The sequence below is a fragment of the Kitasatospora putterlickiae genome (assembly GCF_039527695.1).
Classification (GTDB): domain Bacteria; phylum Actinomycetota; class Actinomycetes; order Streptomycetales; family Streptomycetaceae; genus Kitasatospora; species Kitasatospora putterlickiae.
Genome location: NZ_BAAAKJ010000216.1, coordinates 36,946 through 38,462 on the forward strand (window position 1 = coordinate 36,946; position 1,517 = coordinate 38,462).

Genomic DNA, 1,517 nt, shown 5'->3' on the forward strand with positions numbered 1-1,517 from the left:
CCGGGCGCCGCGCTCGTTGGACCGCGCGTACGGGACCGTCCGTACGCGTCCTTCGAAACCTCGGGAGCCCCGCCGTGCGGACGTACCTCCTCCGGGCCGTCGCCCGTTTCGCCCGTCAGCTGGCGCTGACCTCGCCGCTGCCGTTCCCCCTCATGCCCGGCGTCCTACCGCCGCTGGACGCCCAGCGCCGGTAGCACCGTCTCGGCGACCCGGTGGGCCTCCTCCAGCAGCGGGTTGCCGGAGAGGATGAAGGTGTCCACGCCGAGCGACTCGAACTCCTGGAGCCGCTCGATCACCTGGGCCGTCGAGCCGACCACGGCGGTGCCCGGGCCGGGACGGAACAGGCTCATCCCGGGCCAGAGGTTCGGGTGGACCTCCAACTCCCGCGCCCGGGCCGGGACCTTGCCGCCGTGCTGGCGGAACTGCCGCTGCCAGCCGACGCCGTCCTCGCCGCGCGCGCCGCCGAGCTGGCGGGCGTAGGTGGCCTCGCTGGTGACGTCGAGCAGTCTGTCGGCGGCCGCCCAGGCCTCGTCCTCGGTGTCGCGGACGATGAGGTGCAGTCGCAGCCCGATCCGCAGGCTGCGGCCGTGCGCCGCGGCCCGCTCGCGGACCAGGTCGAGCTTCTCCTTCAGCTGCCGCGGCGGCTCGCCCCAGGTGAGGTAGACGTCGACGTGCCCGGCCGCCATCTCGATGCCGGCCGCCGAACTGCCGCCGAACCAGAGCGGGATGCCGCCCGGCTGGACCGGGGGCAGTTCGCGCAGGCTCGCCCCGGCGTTCCGCAGGTCGTAGAACTCACCCTTGTGATCGAAGACTTCACCGGCGGTGAGGCGCTTGACGATCGACCAGTACTCGGCGCTGAGGCGGTAGCGGTCGTCGTGCTCGACGTGCAGGCCGTACTCGCGCAGCTGCTCGGTGGAGCCGTTGACCACGTTGAAGCGCAGCCGTCCGCCGTGCAGGTGGTCGAAGGCGAGCGCCATCTTCGCCAGCAGGGTGGGTGAGATCAGCCCGGGGTGGACGGCCAGCAGCGGCTTGAACGCCGGGGTGGTGGCGGCGGCCAGGGCGTTGCCGAGGTCCCACACGTCGTAGAGGTCGGTCGCCAGCAGCGCGCCCGTGTAGCCCAGGCGCTCGACGCTGCCCGCGAGTTGCTGCAGGTAGCGGAGGTCGACCGGGCGGCGGCCGGACGGCTCCCACGGGTAGTGGCCCTCGCGCGGGATGATGTACCAGAGGAATTCGGAGGCCATCGGTCAGACCGCCTCGGCGACGGCGCCGTGAGCGGCGGTGTCTGCGGCGGCGGTGTGCGCGGCGGTGTCTGCGGCGGCGGTGTGCGCGGCGGCGGCCACCGGGGCCTCCAGCGCGGGCAGGTGGGCGTCGGCGACGGTCACCGCGCGGTCGATGAAGCCGACCCGGTGGAAGATGTCGGCCGCCTCCTGCTGCTCGGCGACGAACGCGGCGGTCGCCGGCTCAAGCCGCCACGGCAGACCGGCCAGGGCCGTGTGCCAGTCCTCGGCGCTGCCGCC

At 73.8% G+C, this 1,517-nt stretch carries 1 protein-coding gene and 1 pseudogene; both read right to left on the reverse strand.

Features of this window, described 5'->3' with window-relative positions; genetic code table 11:
• Nucleotides 1-164 precede the first annotated feature (164 nt).
• Entirely contained in the window at nt 165-1,241 is a 1,077-nt protein-coding gene (locus ABD308_RS21635) for an LLM class flavin-dependent oxidoreductase (protein ID WP_344337697.1), read from the reverse strand.
• A 3-nt stretch (nt 1,242-1,244) separates the two neighbouring features.
• A pseudogene (locus tag ABD308_RS21640) lies at nt 1,245-1,517 on the reverse strand (hypothetical protein); the annotation flags it as partial.